The sequence below is a fragment of the Flagellimonas aurea genome (assembly GCF_017313785.1).
GTDB lineage: Bacteria > Bacteroidota > Bacteroidia > Flavobacteriales > Flavobacteriaceae > Flagellimonas > Flagellimonas aurea.
In genome coordinates this window covers 98,545-120,667 of the sequence record NZ_JAFLNL010000010.1, presented here as the reverse complement: position 1 = coordinate 120,667, position 22,123 = coordinate 98,545, and the positions used below count along the sequence as shown (strand labels likewise).

13 protein-coding genes are annotated in these 22,123 nt (G+C 44.4%); 9 read left to right on the top strand and 4 right to left on the bottom strand.

From position 1 onward, the window contains the following. Positions 1-246 precede the first annotated feature (246 nt). The 3 genes from J0656_RS16075 (at position 247) to mfd (ending at position 7,535) form a co-directional block, all read left to right on the top strand. The gene (locus J0656_RS16075) at positions 247-2,709 is read left to right on the top strand and encodes a ligase-associated DNA damage response DEXH box helicase (protein WP_207035726.1); all 2,463 of its coding nucleotides are present in this window, start codon (positions 247-249) and stop codon (positions 2,707-2,709) included. A 274-nt stretch (positions 2,710-2,983) separates the two neighbouring features. Further along, positions 2,984-3,616: a ligase-associated DNA damage response endonuclease PdeM gene (gene pdeM / locus J0656_RS16070; protein WP_207035724.1), complete on the top strand. Its 633-nt coding sequence runs from the start codon at positions 2,984-2,986 to the stop codon at positions 3,614-3,616. 484 nt (positions 3,617-4,100) lie between these two features. Further along, entirely contained in the window at positions 4,101-7,535 is a 3,435-nt protein-coding gene (mfd, locus tag J0656_RS16065) for a transcription-repair coupling factor (protein ID WP_207035722.1), read from the top strand. Between the two features lie 168 nt (positions 7,536-7,703). Here mfd and J0656_RS16060 read toward each other — a convergent pair whose 3' ends face one another. From J0656_RS16060 to J0656_RS16045, 4 genes are all read right to left on the bottom strand, one after another. Beyond that, on the bottom strand, positions 7,704-8,861 hold the full coding sequence (locus tag J0656_RS16060) for a serine hydrolase domain-containing protein (protein WP_207035719.1): 1,158 nt from the start codon (positions 8,859-8,861) through the stop codon (positions 7,704-7,706). A 477-nt stretch (positions 8,862-9,338) separates the two neighbouring features. Further along, positions 9,339-11,321 (bottom strand): DUF3352 domain-containing protein, encoded by a 1,983-nt coding sequence (locus J0656_RS16055; RefSeq protein WP_207035718.1) that lies wholly within the window; start codon positions 11,319-11,321, stop codon positions 9,339-9,341. A 75-nt stretch (positions 11,322-11,396) separates the two neighbouring features. Continuing rightward, a complete protein-coding gene (locus tag J0656_RS16050) occupies positions 11,397-12,056 on the bottom strand; it encodes an aspartate kinase (RefSeq protein ID WP_207035716.1) in 660 nt (219 codons plus the stop codon). 52 nt (positions 12,057-12,108) lie between these two features. Next, a complete protein-coding gene (locus J0656_RS16045) occupies positions 12,109-12,468 on the bottom strand; it encodes a YraN family protein (protein WP_207035713.1) in 360 nt (119 codons plus the stop codon). 168 nt (positions 12,469-12,636) lie between these two features. On the opposite strand from J0656_RS16045, the gene J0656_RS16040 reads away from it, so the two are divergent. From J0656_RS16040 to J0656_RS16015, 6 genes are all read left to right on the top strand, one after another. Continuing rightward, positions 12,637-14,133, top strand: coding sequence for a DUF1800 domain-containing protein (locus J0656_RS16040; protein ID WP_207035711.1), 1,497 nt, complete (start codon positions 12,637-12,639; stop codon positions 14,131-14,133). A gap of 10 nt (positions 14,134-14,143) precedes the next feature. Then, positions 14,144-15,862, top strand: coding sequence for a DUF1501 domain-containing protein (locus J0656_RS16035; RefSeq protein WP_207035870.1), 1,719 nt, complete (start codon positions 14,144-14,146; stop codon positions 15,860-15,862). A gap of 142 nt (positions 15,863-16,004) precedes the next feature. Next, complete coding sequence (gene metG / locus J0656_RS16030; RefSeq protein WP_207035709.1) at positions 16,005-18,101, top strand: methionine--tRNA ligase; 2,097 nt, start codon at positions 16,005-16,007, stop codon at positions 18,099-18,101. 104 nt (positions 18,102-18,205) lie between these two features. Next, entirely contained in the window at positions 18,206-20,338 is a 2,133-nt protein-coding gene (locus tag J0656_RS16025) for a Tex family protein (protein WP_207035707.1), read from the top strand. After that, the gene (locus tag J0656_RS16020) at positions 20,339-21,241 is read left to right on the top strand and encodes a histone deacetylase family protein (protein ID WP_207035705.1); all 903 of its coding nucleotides are present in this window, start codon (positions 20,339-20,341) and stop codon (positions 21,239-21,241) included. 30 nt (positions 21,242-21,271) lie between these two features. Further along, complete coding sequence (locus J0656_RS16015; protein ID WP_207035703.1) at positions 21,272-22,114, top strand: phosphatase PAP2 family protein; 843 nt, start codon at positions 21,272-21,274, stop codon at positions 22,112-22,114. Positions 22,115-22,123 lie beyond the last annotated feature (9 nt).

Genomic DNA, 22,123 nt, shown 5'->3' with positions numbered 1-22,123 from the left:
AAAATTGAGGATGCCAACACCTTGGACGAATTAAAAGCACTGATTCCGAGCAAAGCGAAGGAATCTATTAATAAATGAACCAAAACGAACTCTTCCATATTGCCGAAAACTGGTTCCAAGAAGCGGTGTTGCCACACGATTCCCCAGGATTTTAAGATGGCGAAAGGATAAAAAAATTGAGGATGCCAACACCTTGGACGAATTAAAAGCACTGATTCCGAGCAAAGCGAAGGAATCTATTAATAAATGAACCAAAACGAACTCTTCCATATTGCCGAAAACTGGTTCCAAGAACAAGAATGGAAACCATTCCCTTTTCAAAAAGAAAGCTGGAACGCCTTTTTGGACGGAAAACACGGGCTTTTGAATGCACCCACGGGAAGTGGAAAAACCTATGCGCTTTGGTTCCCCATTGTGCTCAACTACATCAAAAATAATCCTGGTTACAAGACCAAGCACAAAAAAGGAATAAAGGCTATTTGGATTACGCCCCTACGGGCACTTTCCCAAGAAATCAAACAATCCGCAGAGCGCATTACCCAAGATTTGGAAACCCAAATGACGGTCGGCATTCGCACGGGGGATACTTCAACAAAAGAACGGGCAAAAATGCGCACCAACATGCCCGACCTATTGATCACGACCCCAGAAAGTTTACAATTGTTGTTATCGTCCAAAGGCTTTGAAAAAACCTTCAAGGGCTGTTCCGCTATTGTGGTAGATGAGTGGCATGAACTTTTGGGCACCAAACGAGGCGTTCAAATGGAATTGGGACTTTCCCGATTAAAAACAGTCTGCAAGGATCTACGAATTTGGGGCATATCCGCCACCATTGGCAATCTGGAGCAAGCGCGCAAAGTCTTGTTGGGGCCTTCATCCCCAGAATTGGAAAATTCAGTTCTGGTCAAGGCCAACCTCAACAAAAAAATCACGGTTAAAAGTATCATCCCAAAGGAAATGGAAACCTTTCCGTGGCGCGGACATTTGGGATTGCACCTTTTAGATCAAGTGGTGCCCATCATCAACAACAGCAAAACCACCTTACTTTTCACCAACACCCGAAGCCAATGCGAGATTTGGTTCCAGAAAATTCTTGAAAAATATCCTGAGTTCGCTGGCGAAATGGCCATGCACCACGGTAGCATTAACAAAGAAACCCGACTTTGGGTGGAACAGGCCATCCGCAACGAAAGCCTAAAAGCCGTGGTCTGTACATCGAGCTTGGACCTTGGAGTTGATTTTGCGCCCGTTGAGACGGTAGTGCAGATTGGAGGCCCAAAAGGGGTTGCCCGATTTTTACAACGAGCTGGGCGTAGCGGACACCGACCAGGCAAAGAAAGCGTCATTTATTTTTTGCCAACCCATGCCATTGAGTTGGTAGAAGCTTCGGCCATGCAAAAAGCCGTGTTGAACAGCGCCGTTGAAGACCGCATCCCATACTTGAACAGTTTTGATGTCCTCATTCAATATTTGACCACCTTGGCGGTTTCCGATGGGTTTTATCCCGATGAAATCTATCCAGAAATCAAACAAACCTTTTGTTATCAGACCTTGACCGAAAAACAATGGCAATGGCTGCTCAATTTTTTGGTGATGGGAAGCCAAAGCTTGAAGAGCTACGACGAATACAAAAAAGTTGAGGTCGAGGAGGATGGCAAATTCAAAGTAAACAGCAGGGCGGTGGCCATGCGACATCGATTCCAGATTGGCACCATTGTGGGGGACGCCACGATTTCCGTTCGCTATCAAAAAGGAGGGTACATCGGTAGTATCGAAGAATATTTCATCTCCAAATTGAGCCCTGGTGATGTTTTCACCTTTGCAGGTCGAAATCTGGAATTTATCAGGATCAAGGGCATGGCGGCACACGTGCGCAACTCCAAAAAAAGAACGAACAAAGTACCCAGTTGGATGGGCGGTCGTTTGAGTTTCTCCGCGAAAATGTCAGAATTGCTTCGTCAGGAACTGTACACCACCGAGTTGGAATTTTCGGAACAATCAGAAGAAATTCAAGCATTGCTGCCGATGTTCAACAAGCAACGAGAAGAAAGCATTGTGCCACAGCCGCATCAATTTTTGATTGAAACCTTTAAAACTCGTGATGGCTATCACCATATGTTTTACCCTTTTGAAGGCAGGGCCATCCACGAGGGGATGAGCAGTTTGTTGGCCTATCGCATCAGTTTGTTGTCACCGATAACTTGCTCCCTGGCATTCAACGATTATGGGTTTGAGTTGCTGTCCGATAGGGAAATCGATATTCAGGAAATTCTGGACAACAACCTTTTTACGCCTGAATATATGCTGTCCGACCTTCAAAAAAGTCTGAACTCCAACGAAATGGCACGAAGAAAATTTCGAGATATTGCCGTCATCAGCGGGATGGTGTTCACGGGCTATCCTGAAAAAGGAGTTAAAATGAAACACCTGCAAAGCAGTTCGGAATTGCTTTTTGATGTTTTCCGTGATTTTGAGGACGATAATCTGCTCTATCAGCAAGCCTACACCGAAACCTTTGAGCACCAATTGGAGGAGGGGCGACTGCGCTTGGCTTTGGAAAGGATTGCACAACAAGATATCGTTTGGAAACAATGCTCCCAACCCACTCCCCTCTCCTTCCCCATTATTACGGATAGGTTGCGGGAAAAACTGTCCAACGAAAAATTGACGGACCGTATCCAACGAATGATCAGTAAATTGACCAAATAGCAATGAACACTCAAGTAATTGTCATTCTGTGCGGATGCTGAGCACCCTTTTGTCAATCGGTTACTTAGCTGAAGTGAAGACAGAATCGCAAATATGATAATGTCTCGCTTCGACTCCCTGTCCGTCCGGCAGGCGGGTGCTCAGCGACCGATGAAGAAGGTCATTTCGATATGAGGAGGGTAGCGACGATTGAGAAATCTGAAACTAGATTTCTCACGCTTGCTTCGCTCGGTTCGAAATGACAATTGAACTAAATTTGCCGTAGCGATTACAAATGATCCAAAAAATTCAAATACAAAATCAAGAATTTCTGCTCCACCCTTTGGGTGGATTATTTTGGGAAGAAAAATCACTCTTGCTGATCAGCGATGTGCATTTGGGCAAGGTATCCCATTTTAGAAAGTTTGGAGCAGCCGTTCCTAGAAAGGCAATTCACCAAAACTTTCTGCTGCTGGATAAAATCGTTTCCGATTTTCAACCTTTTCAAATCTGTTTTTTGGGTGACCTGTTTCATTCATCGCTGAACAAAGAATGGGAACTGTTTGAGAATTGGGTAGGCAAAACACCTGCTGAAATGCTGTTGGTGGCTGGCAACCACGACATTATTGCCCCTGAAAAGTTCGAAAAACTGAAGGTTTCCATATTTCCAGAGTTGGTTATCGATTCTTTTCTATTGACCCATCATCCCGAAGAGCGAGAGGGATACTTTACCTTTTGTGGACACATACACCCGTCCATCAAACTGAGAGGTTTTGGCCGAGAACGCATTAAGTTGCCCTGCTTTTTTAAGTCAAAAAATCAAATGATACTTCCCGCTTTCGGTCAATTCACGGGCACCCACTCCCTTGATCCCAAGGATTCGGACGAGGTGTATGCCATCGTGGAGGATAGTATTGTTAAGGTTTAGATTTCCAGAAGCAACCCCTTCGACTCCGCTCAGGGCCTTTTGTTGGTTGTCATTCCTGCGAAAGCAGGAATCTACTAAAAGTTGATGGATTCCGCATCAGGTGGGGAATGACATATCGTTTATTTGAGATAATTCGCGTGATTCGTGTCAAGCTTTTTGCCAATCTTTAACCAATAGATTCTTCGCTTTGTTTGGAATCACATAATTAAGGACTGTTATTCCGTGTGGATGCTGAGCGCTGGTCATTGAGCGAAGTCGAAATGAGTCGAAGCATGACACGGAATCCTACTTGAAATTTCTCGACTGCCCCCTCGACTCCGCTCAGGATGATAGCTCGAAATGACACTGCCGATTAACACCATTACATCTAAGTGAGACGCTGAAACAATCCCGATAATTATCGGGACAGCATGACGAAAAGAAAGCAAAAAAACATTTTTAGTAAACCTTTTCGCGGTTTATCTTTGCCGCAAAGTTTTTTGGATTGACCAAAACCCCGATTTCACAACTTTTTGAACAGTCTCCCCAACTTGGGAAACTGAGGGACTGTATTGCCCAAACGCGAGACGAACAATCGTCGGCATCACGAAAAATAAACATCAAAGGACTCGTGGGCTCCTCACTTTCCTTTGTGATTTCAGAGGCTTTCAAATCTGCCGACTCTCCCTTTTTACTGATATTAAACGATAAGGAGGAAGCTGCCTATCATTTGAACGATTTGGAGCAGCTCATTGGTGAGAAAGACGTCCTTTTTTATCCAGGCAGTTACCGAAGGCCTTATCAAATCGAGGAAACGGACAATGCGAACATACTGCTACGTGCCGAAGTGCTCAACCGCATCAATTCCAGAAGAAAACCTGCGGTAATCGTTACCTATCCCGATGCGCTTTTTGAAAAAGTAGTCACGCGAAAGGAACTGGACAAGAACACCCAAAAGCTGAAAATAGGCGATGAGATCTCTTTGGATTTTTTGAACGAAGTGTTGTTCGAATATCAGTTCAAGCGGGTGGATTTTGTAACGGAACCAGGCGAGTTTTCGGTTCGGGGCGGAATTGTGGATGTTTTTTCATTCTCGCACGATGAACCTTACCGTATCGAATTTTTTGGGGATGAAGTGGACAGTATCCGAACTTTTGATGTGGAGACCCAACTTTCCACGGACAAAGTGAAGAAAATCACCATTATTCCAAACGTGGAGAACAAGTTCACGGAGGAAATTCGGGAAAGCTTCTTAAAATATATTTCTGCCAATACCGTGGTCTTTGCCAAGAACCCTGCTTTGATCTACGACCGCATCGATTCCTTTTTTGAAAAAGCTGAGGAGAGTTTTGCCAAATTGAGCAAAGAGATCAAACACGCCAAGCCCAAAGAACTCTTTTTGGATTCAGCTTTGCTGAAAGAGCAGTTGAATGATTATTTGTGCATTGAGATTGGGGCTTCGGCTCCGCTCAGCCACCAAAATTTAGACAATATCGTCACTGAGCAAAGTCGAAGTGACGAAATCCAGTTCAACACCAAACCGCAACCCTCGTTCAACAAAAAATTCGACTTGCTCATTGAAAACCTCAACGACAATCGGGATGCAGGGTACAGCAACTATATTTTCTGTTCCACGGAGCAGCAAGCCAAGCGTTTTCACGACATTTTTGAGGAAGTGGATGAAACAGTGCACTACCAGACCATCATTTTTCCATTGTTCCAAGGTTTTGTCGACCAGGATTTAAAGATTGCCTGCTACACCGACCATCAAATTTTTGAACGCTACCATAAGTTCCACCTCAAAAATGGCTATGCCAAAAAGCAGGCCATCACGTTGAAGGAACTCAACAAACTGGAAATTGGCGATTATGTGACCCACATTGATCACGGTATCGGCAAGTTCGGCGGATTGCAAAAAATTGATGTGGAGGGCAAAAAACAGGAAGCCATCAAACTAATTTATGGTGACCGAGATATCCTCTATGTCAGCATCCACTCCCTGCACAAAATATCCAAATACAACGGTAAGGACGGTGCACCTCCCAAAATATTCAAACTGGGTTCCGCAGCCTGGAAAAAACTGAAGCAAAAGACCAAGGCAAGGGTAAAAAAGATTGCTTTCGACCTTATAAAGGTCTACGCGAAACGAAGATTGGAAAAAGGTTTTCAATATGCGCCAGACAGTTATTTGCAACACGAACTGGAGGCATCTTTCCTTTACGAGGACACTCCAGACCAGGAAAAAAGCACCCAAGATGTAAAAAAGGATATGGAGAGCGAACGCCCAATGGATCGCTTGATCTGTGGTGACGTTGGTTTTGGGAAAACGGAAGTGGCCATTCGTGCCGCATTCAAGGCCGTGGACAATGGCAAACAAGTCGCTGTTTTGGTGCCGACCACCATTTTGGCCTTTCAGCATGACAGAACATTTAGGGAAAGATTGAAGGAGATGCCCGTTACGGTGGATTACCTCAACCGCTTCCGTACCGCCAAGGAGAAACGCGAGACCTTGGAGAATTTGGAGAATGGAAAAGTGGACATCATTATTGGAACGCACCAGTTGGTGAACAAAAATGTGAAGTTCAAGGATTTGGGCTTGCTCATTGTGGACGAGGAACAAAAATTCGGGGTTTCGGTCAAGGAGAAGCTGCGTTCCATCAAAGAAAATGTGGATGTGCTTACCTTAACGGCCACTCCTATTCCGCGAACGCTTCAATTTAGTTTGATGGCGGCGCGTGACCTTTCCGTGATCAACACTCCGCCACCCAACCGCTACCCCATCGAGAGCCAGGTAATTCGATTGAACGAAGAAATTATCCGAGATGCCATTTCATACGAAATACAACGGGGCGGTCAGGTATTTTTCATCCATAATCGCATTGAGAACATCAAGGAAGTGGCAGGAATGCTACAACGTTTGGTGCCCGATGCCAAAATTGGAATCGGACACGGACAAATGGAGGGCAAGAAACTGGAAAACCTTATGCTTGCCTTTATGAACGGGGAGTTCGATGTTTTGGTCTCAACCACCATCATAGAAAGTGGACTGGATGTAACCAATGCCAATACCATTTTTATCCACAATGCCAATAATTTTGGGTTGAGCGACCTCCACCAGATGCGAGGGCGTGTGGGCCGAAGCAATAAAAAAGCCTTCTGTTACTTTATCACGCCACCCTATGAGGTAATGACCACCGAAGCCCGAAAACGTATCGAGGCCTTGGAACAGTTTACCGATTTGGGCAGTGGTTTCAATATTGCGATGAAAGATTTGGAAATTCGGGGTGCTGGTGACCTTTTGGGGGGTGAACAGAGTGGATTCATCAACGAAATCGGATTCGAGACCTATCAAAAAATACTGTCCGAAGCCATTGAGGAACTCAAGGAAAATGAGTTCAAGGATCTGTATGATGAAGTTGAGGGCGACAAGGAAAAGGTATATGTGAAGGAGATGCAGCTCGACACGGATTTTGAACTGCTCTTCCCTGATGATTACATCAACAACATCACCGAACGCCTTAACCTCTACACCCAATTGAACGACGTGGAGGACGAGGAAGGCCTACAAAAATTTGAAGCGCAATTGGTAGACCGTTTTGGCGAACTGCCCGAGCCCGCCGTGGATTTGATGAACTCCGTTCGTATAAAATGGATCGCCACGCATATTGGTCTGGAAAAGGTGATCATGAAAAAAGGAAAGTTCATTGGCTATTTTATTGCCGACCAGCAATCCAGTTTTTACCAAAGTGCAGTGTTCACCCAAGTATTGCAATACGCACAAACACATCCGCAATTGGTAAAGCTCAAAGAAAAACAGACCCGAAATGGCCTGCGCTTGTTATTGGTATTTGAAAGAATCACCAGCGTAGATAAGGCGTTGAAGGTGTTGGAGCCTTTTACACCCCTTAAGTCCCCTCAAGGGGACAATGTTTCTGCATAAGATACCGTCTAAAAATAGATTTCTCACGTTTGTTCGAAATGACGATTAAGCACTCGTGGTCATTTCGACAGAGCGTAGCGACGAGAAATCCCAAGTAGCCAAAGATCAGTGCATACTTCGACTTCCTTCCTGCTGCAGGCGAGCGCTCAGCATCCGCACAGAATGAATTTAAAAAGCCTTGTACACCTGCTTTACAAACTCTCCTATTTTTGAAGGTTCCAACCAACGGGTCACGATGACCAAACCACTTTTTTGATTCACCACAATAAAGTTGCCCCCAAAACCAGCAGCATAGAACACATGCTCGGGAACGCCGTCCCAATGCCGGTCACCTTGTTGGTTGAGCCACCACATATAGCCATAGTTTACATTGGGCACAGATGGTGTTGTTGCTTTCTTGATCCAACCTTCACTAATGATCTGCTCATCTTCCCATTTGCCGTTTTTCAGGAACAAGGTTCCAAAACGGGCCATATCCTCGGTGGAAATAAAAAGTCCAGCTCCCGAATGTCCGCCACCCGTCACGGATTTCATTTTGATTCCATCCACAACCGTCCAAGCATTATCGTATCCGAACCACCTCCACGATGTGGTCGCCCCAATTTTGTCCATCACCTCTTCTTTGAGCACCATGGGCACAGGTTTTCTCCATACATGGGTGAGTGAGTAAGCGAGTACGTTTACACGGACATCGTTGTATTCCATTACGGTTCCAGGTTCGTTGAGTTCGCGAAATTTCCAATCGTCCAGACCACCTTCACTCGGTGGACGGTCCGCCCAATCTTTACCGCCCCAAAGTTCGCCCGACCAATCGGAATTTTGCTGCAACAGGTGCTCCCAAGTGATTTTGGAGTTGTGTTCACCATCAAAAGTACCGTCCCAAATATAGTCGACCACTTTGTCCTTGGTGCTCTTGATCAATCCTTGGTCCTCGGCCAATCCAGCGACCGTGGACAAGAAGCTTTTGGTTACGCTAAAGGTCATGTCCACCCGCTTGGTATCGCCCCAAGAAGCTAGCACATAGCCATTCTTTAGAATCATACCTGCTGGGCCACCTCTTTTTTTGGTAGGACCCAAAATATCATGAAAAGGTTCCCGTTTGAAGCCTTCCAATATGGCAATCCGTAAATCTCTGGAACCTGAATACTCGTTGGCATTGGCATAATCAACCGCTTTGTCCAACGCTGATTGATCATATTTGAATTGATTCTTTTCCGCCGTTTTCCATGTTGCGTGGCGCTCTGGAAAATTGATTTGTTGTGCGTTGACAGTAATAGTTGTGGAGAATACAGCGAGAAGTGTAGCTGCAACCAAGATATTTTTCATTTTTTGGAGGTTTGGTTTGGACAAGCAAGGTAATGATTGTTGGAGAACTGCTCCAATCACCGATTAGGATATTTTAAAAAGGATTCTTCGCTACGCTCAGAAAGGGAAACGAGATTTCTCACTGCGTTCGAAATGACGATTACACATCATCAGTCATTTCGACAGAGCGTAGCGAGGAGAAATCCCAAGTAGCCAAAGATCAGTGCATACTTCGACTTCGCTCAGCATCCCCACAGAATGAATTTAAAAAGCCTCATTCACCTGCTTTATTATGAAGGTTTTGTATTCCATAGAAAATGCTATACGCAGGGAAAAAGAATTAAAAAAATGGCGGAGGCAAAAGAAAGAAAATCTTATTTCAAGCTTCAATCCAAGTTGGGAATTTTTGAACGATCAAATTATTTAGATTTCTCACTGCGTTCGAAATGACAAACGCCACTTAAAAGGTCATTTCGACAGAGCGTAGTGACGAGAAATCTAAAACCGCTTTTTATGAACTTGATTGCCTTCTGTGTCATAGTAGCGCCAAGTGCCCACTTGCTCATCATCCCGAAAGCGGCCGCGGATTTTTCGGGTGCCGTCCGAATAGAATTCTTCATAACGACCATGTTTAAGACCGTCTTTCAAATCCACTTTAAAACGGATGTTCCCATTGGCATAGGTCTTACTGAAGGAACTCGCATTCAAATCATTGGGATAAATGGGCCTTAAATCAAAAACCGCATCAGTGATTTCTGTGGATGCCGTACTTTGATCAGTTTTCACAACTTCAGTGTCTGGTTGGGTCATATCCAATGCCCTTTTCACCTCCTGCACATCTTGATAGTTGAGCACCAATCTACTTTCGAACAAATCCTCTTCAGGGGTCAGTTGCAATCCCACCTGAGGAAAACAGATGATGAAATCCTTGTTCTTACGCATTTTTTGCTTGGTGGCAGCATCGGCCAGGGCATACATATTATCAAACAGCAAAGGCACATTGCTGTACACGAACACAGTGGATTCTGAATCGAACTTTTTGTCAAAATTTTTGAATTCTTCCGAGCTTGTCAAAATATCCCCCTCCGATACTTTATCAATAATACCCTTTAGGGTATTGGGACTGTCACTAAAGATCACAAAGTCATCAATTTGGGTAAAGTAGGGTTTATCAAACTCATCGAACCTACCGCCCAACAACATCTTAAAGAAACCCTTGATGGACAAAAAGTTGATTTCATAATCCTTATAGTTGACCGCCTTGAACTTTACAGGCGTCTTTTTACGGATCTGCTCCACCACAAAATCCAGATTGGTCTTGGCATCTTCGGCATCGTTCGCTTTGAGCACCAATGCCATATCGTTTTTACCTTTGGTAATGTGTGATTGAATTTGAAGCACAGCGATTTCGTCCCCTATCCAACTCACAAAATTTTCCTTGACATCGATTTTGAGGAATTTTTCCACTTTGGCAATACCCTTTTGATAGCTCTCGAACTGCTCGGGGTCGTTTTGCTGGACCATTTCGAAATTATCGTAGAACTCAGCGAAGCTGTCAAACCCATAGCTGATGTAAAGTGCCGTGCTATTGGGTGCCACTTGGGGAATGGAGCGTTCCGCGGTGCCCGATTTTTGCAACGCTTCCAAATAATATTCGTTCACGGCGCTGATGTTGGTATATCCGTTGGCCGTTAAGGTGCTGTTCTCGTCCAAATCAAAATAAAAGCCCGAGAACAAAAAGTTCTCGCTCACGCGTTGTACCCAATCGGAAGGCCTGTCGGAATACATTTTAATGTAATCATCAAAATAATGGTACTGCACGTACATTCGGAAGAGATCTTCGTGCCCCACTTTTTGGTTGATTTCCAAAAAATTGAGTTTACGCCCCAAAACGGGCTCCAGATATTGATCTATGGAAGCTTCGACCAAGGTATGGGTGTAGGAAGCTATCAACTGATTTTTAATGAAAGACAAATACATCGTTTCCTTGCTGTCACGATCGTGGACTTCCAAAATTTCTTGGTCGTGATAGGTTCGTTTGCTCAGCACATAACCATCATCCAATAAGGTATTGAGATAGGTTTTCAGCAATTGAAGTTTGGCAATGCGTTTCAAATCCAAAACATAAAAAATCCCATAATCCTTCGGAGAGATCATGTGAATGGATATGAACAGGGAACGGTTGTCAAAAAACTCGAAAAGTTTATGATTGTCGTTGAAAATTGTATCTACCCGTTGAATATTCTCGGTGAGCTCGGAAAAATAGTCGTTCTTTTTAAGATGCTTCCACCCTTCGCTCTTACTGACTTTTTCCCAACTCTCCACGGGCCGCTCCGATTCAATAATGAAGACTGCATCCTTCGGAATCAGATAAATGGACTGTAGATTGGTCTTTGGGGAGAGTATAAAAATATAGGCCAAATAGCACAGGTACAGTACAATTAAGCCCAGAATGCCGTAAAAAATCCTTTTTTTGGTCATTTTTCCAAAAAGTGTCTTTTTCTACAACGAAGAAGATACCCGTTTAGTTTAGACCTGAAAAAAAGGAACCCTATTTTACAACGATTTTAAATCTTTGATGGTCCTGAAAGCGACATCTACCTGCTCATCGTTCACCAAAATGGTAAACTCATTGGTGGTAGAGATCACTTCGTAAAGTACAATGCCTTCCCAGGCCAGTCGCTGAAATATAAAGTAGTAAATTCCAGGAACCGAAACATTCTCCGCAGGCAATTTTACGGTAATCGAAGAAAGTCCCTCGGCCTTTTGGGTGCAACGTTCCATCTTAAAATACTTTTCAACCACGCCGTCCATGATGTTGCTGATCACAATATTGATCTCGTTCACGCCCCGCGAAGAGGTATAGAAAACATCTTGGTTGGCATTCACCTCTTCCAGCAGTCGGGCCTGTTGTCCCAATATGGTATCCGAGGCCAAAAAAGTATAATCGGTAAGATTGGAGCGTACCGTAATCTCACCAATATTCTTGAGCACCTTCACGATTTTATGGGTAGCCCTGAACTCCAGATCATCCGACAAGCGTTTAAGGGCCATCACTATAGCGCCATCTTTTACATCTTTGCCCAGCTCTTCGGCAATTTCAGGTTTGATCTGTCGGGACAACGAAGTCAAATTGATAATCCCTTGTGCCAATGCGGTCTGCAAAAAAGGTTTCTTTTTGATGTAATGCTCTACTACAGCAGATATTGTTTTCATTATTGGTTGATTTTGAACAAAAATAACATATTGTTATAAAACAAACAAATGGTTAAAAATGATAGAACGCATTTTCAAAGTGCTCAATTTCAAATTTTTCGCCTTTTTGGATTACCGTGACAACATCAAATCGGACTTCCACATCTAAATTGTTTTCCTCCAAATAATGATTGGCCGCTAACACTAAAAGTTTAATTTTTTTAGCAGAAATCACTTCCGAAATTTCCTTGAGAAACCTTGTTTTTCTTGACTTTACCTCAACTATGACCAAGAGGTTGTTTTTCATTGCAATAATATCGACCTCAGCTTTTAAATAGCGATAATTAATTGCCCTTATCTCATAGTCGGAAGCTTTCAAAAAACCCACTGCTTTTTGTTCTCCTAGTTTTCCGAATGTGATATGATCTGCCATACAATTTGTAAAAATCCAAAAAAAATTATGCATTTCATCGAAAAATTTGGTCGTTCACGGACTTCAGAGCGTTAAGATTGTAATTTGTTGGCTCAATTGAACCACATCCAACACTAGCATAAGCATATAGTTGCCCCACTATGTACCAAAATAACGCCAGACATTGCTATGGAGTACTTTATCAATTGTAATTCCTCAACCTTGGCGCCGTACACTACTCCATTGGATGAGGTACGTGCGGCCCACCTGTACCGGAGGCTCGGTTTTAGTGCCTCTGTGCAGACCATTAATGACGCCGTTGGACAATCAGCTGGTGCCCTTGTTGACAACTTGGTAAATCAAGCGCTTGCCGCCCCAACTATTCCAGCACCGGAATGGGCAGATTGGAACGATGCCAACTATCCGGCCGACGATGATTTGGCCCGACAAATGAGAAACGGTCAAATCGAAGATTTTACTACCGCATATGGAAATGCATTGGTAGAGAATGAGTTGCTCGACCGGATGAGCTTTTTCTGGAGCAACCATTTTGTCACACAATTGGAAACTTATAACTGTCCAGGTTTCCTTTACTACTACATTAATTGTCTTCAACGGAATGCCTTGAGAAATTTCAAGACCTTGACCAGTGAAGTTGGACTTACCAGTGCCATGCTTTATTATTTGGATGGTGTACGGAACCGTGGCGACAATCCGAACGAGAACTATGCCCGTGAGCTATACGAACTTTTCACTTTGGGAGAAGGGAACAATTACACGGAAGAAGACATTATTGAAACATCCAAAGCCCTATCGGGTTATACCGAGCGGGGCGAAGAAGGCTGCACCGCGGTGACCTTTGACCCCACAGAATTCAATACCGAGAACAAGACCATTTTTGGACAAACCGGAAATTGGGACTATGATGATGTAATCGATATCCTTTTCAACCAAAGACCGGATGAGATAGGATGGTTTATCTGTAAAAAATTATACGAGTTTTTTGTGCATCCCGATTCAACCAGTGATGATGGAGGAATTGCTCCACAGATTATCGATGGTTTAGCCCAGACTTTCATCAGCAGTGGTTTTGAAATAGCTCCAGTTTTACGGCAACTGTTCAAAAGTCAACACTTTTTTGATGAAACCGCTATCGGAGTCATTATTAAGAGTCCTGCCGATTTATATTTCAACCTTTTGAAAGAAACAGGGTTTACATACGATGACATGACCATTATCAATATGATAGATTCATGTGCCTTGATCGGGCAACGATTTTTTCAACCACCCGAAGTGGAAGGTTGGCAAAGGGACCGTACCTGGATCAACACCAACTTTATTATTGGGCGATGGTTGACCGTAGAATTCTACTTGCAACGTTTTTACCAGAACAACCCTGAACAGTTCAGAGACTTGGGCTTGGAGCTTTCGGGCAATGTTGGACTTACAAGTAATAACCCTGATGAAGTTGCAAAACCCATTATTGAAAAATTTGTACCTAAAGGCTTGTTAACCGAAGCAGACTATCAAAGGGCATATCTTGCGTTTAGGAGCGATGTAGACGTTAATTATTACGAAGGTGGGACAACTCCTTCATGGACTTTACTTGGATGGGAAACTGGACCTTCACAGGTATATCTTTTACTCCGCCACTTATCCAGAGAACCCGAATTCCAACTCAAATAACCCCATCATCATGTGCGATAATCACCACACCCACGATAATTCCCCTCACAAAGGCATCGAGCACGATGGCCACGATCTAGAACACAAAAAATGGAGCCGACGTTCCTTTATCCAAGCTTTGGGCATTGCAGGCTCGGGTTCCATGTTTTTGGGAAGCCATATGATTTCCGCTTCCTCCCCATCACCTCTTACGGCCGCAGTTGCTGCCGCAGAAACGGACAATATTTTAATCCTGATTCGATTATCGGGAGGGAACGACGGTCTGAGTACCGTAATCCCAATTCAACAATATGATACATATGCAAATGCAAGGCCCAACATCTACATCCCAGAAAGTAAGGTCTTAAAACTTACCGACGATTTTGGGGTGCCCACCTATATGAGCGCCCTGGAATCCCTTTGGGGAGACGGACAGTTCAAGGCTGTTCATGGTGTAGGTTATGAAAATCAAAGTCTATCCCACTTTACCGGTTCCGACATTTTTGCCAATACGGATTTAACTACCACGGGATTCTCGGGCGAGAACACAGGTTGGATGGGTAGACATTTTGAACACCTTTATCCTGATTATTTGATTACTCCTCCACCTGCTCCCGCGGCCATTCAAATCGGCAACTTGGCCAATATGATTTTTCAAGGTGAAGAAACCAACTATGCCTTCGTGACCAACAATGTGGACCAGTTGGAGCAAATTGCCGAAACCGGTGCTTTCTATGAAATCGAGAATGCTCCCTTCGACAACTGTATGTATGGCGACCAGCTTCGGTTTTTGCGAGGTGTAGCCAATACAACCTACGAATATGCAGGCACCATTCACGATGCCTATATGAGAGGACAGAACCAAGTAGAATATCAGGACAATGGTTTTGCCAGACAATTGGCCCTCCTGGCGCGTTTGATCAAAGGGAACTTGGGTACCAAAGTATACATGATCTCTTTGGGAGGTTTTGACACCCATGGAAATCAGCCCATTGTACACGAACGTTTAATGTCCAACCTTTCCATTGCCATCAATAATTTCTACGAAGATTTGGCATTCACCGAGCAAGATGACAATGTCCTCAGCATGACTTTTTCCGAGTTTGGTCGACGCATCTTTGAAAACGGCTCCAATGGTACCGACCACGGAAAAGCAGCCCCTACCCTGTTCTTTGGTTCTGGATTGAGCGGAAGTGCTTTTGTAGGCGAACATCCATCGTTGGACGAACCCAACAACCGTGGAAACTTGGAATACACCATGGACTTTAGGGATCTTTACGGAACCGTATTGGCCGAATGGTTATGCGTTCCAAGGGCCTCCGTAGAACAACATTTATTGGGACACCCCTACAAGGCCATAGATCTTGGCTTTAATTGTAGTGGCGAAACCTTTGATGACATTGCCATGGACAACGACCCGCCCACACTACCGGAAACACCACCAAGCCAAGACCCCAATAATCCATATATTGATATTTTGGATGGCATACAACATGCCGCTATATATCCGGCAACATCACCACGGAACCCACACATCCATTTGGAAATGCCCGTAGCGGCACATGTTGACATCGAACTGTTCAATATTTTGGGGCAACGTGTAGGCACCTTGTTCAATGAAATGATGATGGAAGGTCCAATCGACATCAATATACGGGAGCGTATGCGCGATAGCCTATCCACGGGAAAATATATTTATAGAATCTCCGTAGGAGAAAAAAAGATGAGCAAATCAGTAATGATTGCGTAAGAAGCGGGACACTTTGTTATCCATTATTTCGAAGCCCTTCGGTAATGCACCCCTCACCCCAAATAGGGTCGCATTTCCGGAGGTTTCGTTTTTTGTGTGTATCCCGTTAAAATCAGTATTTTTGGGGCCTAATTAGATTTAAATGGCTCAAAATACATCACCTTCCAGATACACTATTACTGCGGCACTGCCCTACACCAACGGTCCTATCCATATTGGGCACTTGGCCGGCGTATACGTTCCTGCGGACATTTACTCCCGTTATTTGCGGTTAAAAGGCAACGATGTGGCCTTTGTCTGCGGTAGCGACGAGCATGGTGTGGCCATCTCCATGAAGGCCAAAAAAGAAGGTGTCACCCCAAAAGAAATTATTGATAAGTACCACGCCATCATCAAAAAGTCGTTTGCTGATTTTGGTATTTCTTTTGATAATTACTCCAGGACTTCGGCGGAGGTTCACCACAAAACCGCTTCGGAATTTTTCAATAAAATGTATGAGCAAGGGGACTTTATCGAAGAGGAAACCGAACAATTGTACGATGATGAGGCCAAACAGTTTTTGGCAGACCGATTTGTTATTGGAACCTGCCCCAAATGCGGACACGAGGAAGCCTATGGCGACCAGTGTGAAAATTGTGGCTCCTCTTTAAATGCTACGGACCTTATCAATCCAAAATCCACCATTACAGGAACTGTACCCTCACTAAAAAAGACCAAGCATTGGTTTTTGCCCTTGGACCGATATGAAGGGTTCCTAAAAAAATGGATTCTGGAAGAGCACAAATCCGACTGGAAACCCAATGTATACGGACAATGTAAATCTTGGATAGACGAAGGACTAAAACCCAGAGCCGTGACCCGTGATTTGGATTGGGGCATTCCCGTTCCCGTAGAAGGAGGCGAAGGAAAAGTGCTTTACGTATGGTTCGATGCGCCCATCGGCTATATTTCATCCACCAAGGAGTGGGCCGAGCGTGAGGGCAAGGATTGGGAACCGTATTGGAAGAGTAAGGACACCAAATTGGTACACTTTATCGGTAAGGACAATATCGTTTTCCACTGCATTATCTTCCCGAGTATGTTGGAGGCCAATGGTGACTATATTTTGCCGGACAACGTGCCTGCCAACGAGTTTTTGAACCTTGAAGGGAATAAGCTTTCCACATCCAAAAACTGGGCGGTTTGGTTGCACGAGTATTTGGAAGAGTTCCCGAATATGCAAGATGTACTTCGTTATGCGTTGACAGCAAATGCACCGGAGACCAAGGATAACGATTTTACGTGGAAGGATTTCCAGTCAAGAAACAACAACGAACTCGTGGCCATTTTCGGAAATTTTGTGAACCGAGTGGCTGTGCTGACGCATAAATATTATGATGGCGCCGTGCCAGCTCCCACAAATCTAAACACTGTTGACAAAGAAGCTTTGGAAGCCCTGAAAGCGTTTCCGGATACCCTTTCCAAATCATTGGAACGCTACCGTTTCCGCGAAGCCAGTCAGGAGTTGATGAACTTGGCCAGATTGGGCAACAAATATTTGGCAGATCAAGAACCATGGAAATTGATAAAAACCGATGAAGAGCGCGTCAAGACCATTATGTTCGTGGCGCTTCAGATTGCAACGGGATTGGCCATTTTAAGCGAGCCTTTCTTGCCGTTTACATCGAATAAATTAAAGGGGATTTTACGTCATGCTGAACTTGATTCAGCATCCCATTGGGATGACATTGCTACACGTGATGTTCTTCTTCCCGCCGGGCACCAACTCAACCCCAGCGAACTACTCTTCAGAAAAATCGAGGACACCGAAATACAACAACAACTGGACAAATTGGAAGCCACCAAAAAAGCAAATGCTTCGACTACGCTCAGCACAGATACCATGGATAAAGAAACAGCTCCCTTAAAGGATACCATCACTTTTGATGACTTTTCTAAACTTGACTTGCGGGTCGGGACCATTATCGAAGCCGAAAAAATGCCCAAAGCCGATAAACTTTTGATTTTAAAGGTAGATATGGGACTTGATACCCGGACCATTGTATCGGGTATTGCCAATAGCTTTAAACCCGAGGACATTTTGGGCAAAAAAGTGACTGTTGTGGCCAATTTGGCGCCAAGAAAATTGCGAGGAGTGGAAAGTCAAGGTATGATTTTGATGACAGAGGACAAAGATGGGAAGCTCGTTTTCGTGAACACTGATGAAGATGGTGTAAACAACGGGGAAACCATTAATTAATTATCCAAAGAAACTGTCAGGTCGAGCGCAGTCGAGACCCACATAAAACTTGGATGGAAAAACTTCTCGACTACGCTCGAAGTGACAAATACTAAACATACACCATGCAACTTGTTCCCTATATCGTCCGCCACACCCATCTTTCGGAGAAAAGTGTGGAGAACACCGTTTCGCTTTTAAACCAAGACTGTACCGTTCCCTTTATTTCCCGATATCGAAAAGAACTTACTGGAAATTTGGACGAGGTGCAGATTGGTTCCATCGTTGAATACAAAAACCAGTTTGAGGCTTTGGAAAAAAGAAAGGCGGCCATCATCAAAGCTGTCGCCGAACAAGATGCCCTTACCCCCGAACTGGAAGCCAAGTTTCTGAACTGTACCGACCTCACCAGTTTGGAAGATCTCTACCTTCCGTTCAAAAAAAGTAAAAAGACCAAGGCCGAGACCGCACGAAAAAATGGATTGGAGCCTTTGACCAAGATCATTATGGCACAAAGGAGCGATGAAATTGAATACATTGCTTCCAAATACCTCAACAAAGATGTAATTAACGAAGACGATGCCCTCGAAGGAGCACGCCATATTATTTCCGAATGGGTCAATGAGCGTACCGATATCCGTAACCAATTGCGGGGACAGTTGGAACGACACGCCTTGATCACCACCAAAGTCGTCAAAACCAAAAAAGACGACGAAAAGGCCCAAAAATTTCGCGACTATTTTGATTGGAGCGAACCTTTGAACCGATGTCCATCCCACCGATTTTTGGCCATTATGCGAGCTGAAAAGGAAGGTTTTATCCGTGTAAAAGTCGAAATTGATGATGAGCGTGCGATTCAGAACATGGAACGTCGCTTGATCAAGTCCAACAATGCATGTACCGAACAAATTGAGTTGGCCATTACGGATGCCTACAAACGACTGTTGTTACCATCCCTATCCAACGAACTTTTAAAAACGGCCAAGGAAAAGGCAGATGCGGATGCCATTCAAGTGTTTTCGAAAAATTTAAAGCAACTGTTGCTCGGTGCTCCTTTGGGTGAAAAGCGAATTTTGGCCATCGACCCAGGTTTCAGAACGGGCTGTAAAGTGGTTTGTTTGGACGAGCAAGGCGATTTAAAACATAACGAGACCATTTATCCCCATCCACCACAGCGAGATAGTTCCGGTGCCATCAAAAAGATAAGTTCCTTGGTGGATGCCTATAAAATCGAGGCCATTGCCATTGGCAATGGAACGGCATCGCGAGAGACCGAACAATTGGTAAAGCGCGTACCGTTCAAAAAACCAATTGAGGTGTTCGTGGTCAGCGAAGCGGGTGCATCCATTTATTCGGCATCCAAAATTGCCCGCGAGGAATTTCCAAATTATGATGTAACAGTCAGAGGAGCGGTTTCCATTGGTCGACGTTTGGCCGACCCTTTGGCGGAATTGGTCAAAATCGACGCCAAGTCCATCGGGGTTGGGCAATACCAGCACGATGTGGACCAGACGCAATTAAAAACCTCCTTGGACACGGTAGTGGAAAGTTGTGTGAACTCTGTCGGCGTCAACATCAATACGGCTAGTGTACCCCTTTTAAGTTACGTTTCGGGCATTGGGCCCAAACTTGCGGAAAATATTGTGGCCCATCGTAACGAAAATGGAGCCTTCAAAAGCAGGGAAGAGATTAAAAACGTACCTCGATTGGGGGGAAAGGCCTTTGAACAGAGTGCAGGTTTTTTGCGTATCAAAAATGGAGACAATCCTTTGGATGATTCGGCCGTTCACCCAGAAAGCTACGGTTTGGTGTCAAAAATGGCCAAGGACCAAGGTGTTTCCCTCAATGAAATTGTTGGAAACAAGTCCGCCTTACAAAGTATCGATCTCACATCCTATTGTACCGAATCCATTGGAATGCCTACCTTGGAGGATATTCTAAAAGAATTGGAAAAACCAGGATTGGACCTTCGCGAAAAGGCCAAGGTGTTTACCTTTAATCAAAATATTAAGGAAATTACCGATTTGCGGCAAGGACAATTGCTGCCCGGCATCGTCAACAACATTACCAACTTTGGCTGTTTTGTGGATATCGGCATCAAAGAAAGTGGCCTTATCCATATTTCCAACCTATCGGATACTTTTGTAAAGGATGTCAACGAGCACGTGAGCCTTCATCAACAGGTAGTGGTAAAAGTCTTGGATGTGGACGTGCCCCGAAAGCGGATACAATTGGCATTGCATAAACAAGGTGCCTAAATGCTCAAAATAGCCTATCACCCCATTTACAAACACCCTTTGCCCGAAGGGCATCGGTTCCCGATGATCAAATACGAACTACTGCCCCAGCAATTGTTGTATGAGGGCACTTGCACGGAGGATAACTTTTTTGAGCCTTCTTTACCCGAAGACCGTCATATTTTAGCGGCCCACGATGAAGAATATTATCGCAATCTGGTGGGTTTGCAACTATCCAAGAGAGAAGCAAGAAAGATAGGTTTCCCTTTGAGCGAGGCACTCGTGAAACGGGAACGCATTATAGCGGACGGCACCATCAAAGGTTGTCGTTTTGCCCTTGAAAACGGCATTGCGATGAACATTGCAGGGGGAACGCACCACGCCTACTCGGACAGGGGTGAAGCTTTTTGCATGCTGAACGACCAAGCTATTGGGGCTAGATATCTTTTGAACCAGAAACTGGCCAAAAAAATCTTGATCGTGGATTTAGATGTGCATCAGGGCAATGGTACGGCCGAAATCTTCCAGACCGACCATTCTGTTTTTACCTTTTCCATGCACGGCAAGGGCAATTACCCCTTCAAAAAGGAAACTTCGGACCTTGATGTTCCTTTGGAAAAAGGCACCACGGACAAAGAATACCTATCCATTCTAAAAAAGACGTTACCAGAATTAATGGAGGAGATCCGCCCCGATTTTATTTTCTACCTCTGCGGGGTGGATGTGCTGGAAACCGACAAGCTGGGAACCTTGGCCATGACCTTGGAGGGCTGCAAGGAGCGGGACCGTTTTGTGCTTCAAACTTGTCATGATGCCAACATCCCGGTACAATGCAGTATGGGCGGAGGTTATTCCCCCGAGATCAGGATCATAGTAGAGGCCCATGCCAATACTTTTCGTTTGGCACAAGATATTTATGGCTAATTTTACCGTCTATTTTTGTTTTACAACCTCATGAGATTTTTTAGATACTTTGCTTTTATCCTATTGACCACTGCCATGACCGGTCAGGAACTTCATCAAGAAAAAGAAAAAAACCTTTGGAACAACTTTACCTATGATGTAGGGAACATGTTTGGCGGAGTTGGTTATTCATATTCCCGTCCCTTTCACTGGCAGGGAAACGATTGGGCCAATTTTGGATATTTGACCGGGGGTACACTACTTCTATTTACCGTTGATGATGAACTCAACAGATGGAAAAATGGTTTTGATCAGGACGTACCGGATGTCATTATGGATTATGGCCACGAATATGGTAGTCCAGAAAACAATTATATGCTGACGGGGGGTGTTTATCTTGCCGGCTTGTTCACCAAAAATGAAAAATTGAGGCGAACCGGGGTACTTTTGATCTCTTCCGCCACCGCCGGAGGATTTCTCCAACAAGTAAGCAAGCGTATCATTGGCAGGGCAAGGCCAAAAAGTGGAGCAGGTTCGGCAACTTTTGACCCGTTACATTTGGATAGGGTATATGATTATGACTCATTCCCGTCGGGTCATGCCATGTTGGCCTTTAGTAATGCTTACGCGATTGCCAAACAGTTTAAAAGTCCATGGGTCAAAGGTGGTCTGTACACTGTGGGTATGATTCCAGGCCTTGTACGTGTACTGGATGATTTTCATTGGTTTTCCGATGTGGCCTTCAGTACGGTGCTCAGTATTTTTATCGTGGAATCCATCGACAAATACCTGGATTCCAAGTATGATGAAAAGTACAATGACCAAAAGCCGAAAAATGTAAGTTGGAATCTTTCTTTTGGCCCCAACACTTTGGGGGTTTCCCTTCAGTTTTAATGCATTGGA

Bases quoted from the DNA above. Each gene is read 5' to 3' on its own strand.
- J0656_RS16035 (WP_207035870.1), top strand. From the start codon at position 14,144: ATGTGCGATAATCACCACACCCACGATAATTCCCCTCACAAAGGCATC.
- J0656_RS16060 (WP_207035719.1), bottom strand. From the start codon at position 8,861: ATGAAAAATATCTTGGTTGCAGCTACACTTCTCGCTGTATTCTCCACA.
- J0656_RS16055 (WP_207035718.1), bottom strand. From the start codon at position 11,321: ATGACCAAAAAAAGGATTTTTTACGGCATTCTGGGCTTAATTGTACTG.
- pdeM (WP_207035724.1), top strand. From the start codon at position 2,984: ATGATCCAAAAAATTCAAATACAAAATCAAGAATTTCTGCTCCACCCT.
- J0656_RS16015 (WP_207035703.1), top strand. From the start codon at position 21,272: ATGAGATTTTTTAGATACTTTGCTTTTATCCTATTGACCACTGCCATG.
- J0656_RS16020 (WP_207035705.1), top strand. From the start codon at position 20,339: ATGCTCAAAATAGCCTATCACCCCATTTACAAACACCCTTTGCCCGAA.
- J0656_RS16075 (WP_207035726.1), top strand. From the start codon at position 247: ATGAACCAAAACGAACTCTTCCATATTGCCGAAAACTGGTTCCAAGAA.
- J0656_RS16025 (WP_207035707.1), top strand. From the start codon at position 18,206: ATGCAACTTGTTCCCTATATCGTCCGCCACACCCATCTTTCGGAGAAA.
- J0656_RS16050 (WP_207035716.1), bottom strand. From the start codon at position 12,056: ATGAAAACAATATCTGCTGTAGTAGAGCATTACATCAAAAAGAAACCT.
- metG (WP_207035709.1), top strand. From the start codon at position 16,005: ATGGCTCAAAATACATCACCTTCCAGATACACTATTACTGCGGCACTG.
- J0656_RS16040 (WP_207035711.1), top strand. From the start codon at position 12,637: ATGGAGTACTTTATCAATTGTAATTCCTCAACCTTGGCGCCGTACACT.
- J0656_RS16045 (WP_207035713.1), bottom strand. From the start codon at position 12,468: ATGGCAGATCATATCACATTCGGAAAACTAGGAGAACAAAAAGCAGTG.